At 62.5% G+C, this 240-nt stretch carries 1 pseudogene; it reads left to right on the top strand.

The window, feature by feature from the left end:
• Positions 1-240 (top strand): annotated as a pseudogene (locus FNJ47_RS48790) (porin); the annotation flags it as partial.

Genomic DNA, 240 nt, shown 5'->3' with positions numbered 1-240 from the left:
CCAACGTTCCGGGTGCCTACCAGAGCATCGGCTTCGGCATCGCGCCGGACTCGATTTTCGTCACCGGTGGCTCGCAGCAGCTGATCACGACCTACGGCTTCCGCGGTGCCTACGTGCACAACTGGAACCCGAACTGGAACACCAGCATCTACGGTGCTTATGCTGGCGTCCGCTACACCGACACGGCCAAGGGCTATATCTGCGGCCCGGCTGGCAATGGTGTCGGTGGTTCGCTCAGCA

The organism is Bradyrhizobium uaiense, from assembly GCF_010811875.1.
In the GTDB taxonomy this organism is placed as follows: Bacteria; Pseudomonadota; Alphaproteobacteria; order Rhizobiales; family Xanthobacteraceae; genus Bradyrhizobium; species Bradyrhizobium uaiense.
Note: the sequence above shows the minus strand (reverse complement) of the source record. Positions and strands in the feature narration are given on the sequence as shown.